This window comes from Oleiphilus sp. HI0125 (genome assembly GCF_001635355.1).
The window spans coordinates 1-805 of sequence record NZ_LWGF01001472.1 but is presented as its reverse complement, the minus strand read 5'-3'; the positions used below and the strand labels follow the sequence as shown (position 1 = coordinate 805).

Annotated in this window: 1 protein-coding gene; it reads left to right on the top strand. The window is 46.5% G+C overall.

Annotated features, from left to right (window positions below):
• Nucleotides 1–147 precede the first annotated feature (147 nt).
• Nucleotides 148–805: tRNA (guanosine(46)-N7)-methyltransferase TrmB (gene trmB, locus A3762_RS24840; protein WP_231878919.1), on the top strand; the 658-nt coding region annotated here is incomplete at its 3' end.

The window sequence follows — 805 nt, the reverse complement described above, 5'->3', positions numbered from 1 at the left end:
TTAAATCGTTATGGCCTTGTGTTCTCGATCACGCTTTAAATGTGCACGAAGTGGGTCTTTCATAAGAATCCCTGACTAACTTGCTAAGAAATCACGCTAAATCTAAAATCCTCCCCCGTGTAATAGATTCAAAATTAAGGACTTTCAGTGACAGATCAAGACAACCCAATGCAGCGAGTTATACGCAGTTTCGTAGTGCGAAGCGGGAGAATGACCGCTGGGCAGACCCGAGGGTGGGATTCATATTGGGAAGCCTTTGGCCTCGATCCTGAACAAGAACTAAATTTCGAAGAGATATTTGGCAATACAAACCCGGTTGTGTTCGAGATTGGTTTCGGTATGGGCAGTTCATTATTTGAAATGGCGAAAGCTGACCCAAATACGAATTTCGTCGGCGTTGAAGTCCATCGACCCGGAGTTGGTGCCTTACTCGCTCAGGCGGGAGACGAAGGGCTCACAAACTTACGTCTGTTGTGTTGCGATGCGGTTGAGTTGCTTAAGAACAAAGTGCCTAACAACAGCTTGGCGCGTTTACAGTTATATTTCCCAGACCCTTGGCATAAAAAACGTCACCACAAACGTCGTATTGTTCAGCCAGAATTTGCTGCTTTGGTTGCCACTAAGCTTTCCGAGGGTGGAGTGTTTCATATGGCAACAGACTGGGAGCCTTATGCAGAACATATGGCTGAGGTTATGGATGCAGCACCTGATTACAGTAATTGTGCAGAGACCGGCTCGTATTCTTCCAAGCCTGACTACCGACCTACTACTAAGTTTGAAAAACGTGGAGAGCGTTTAGGGCACG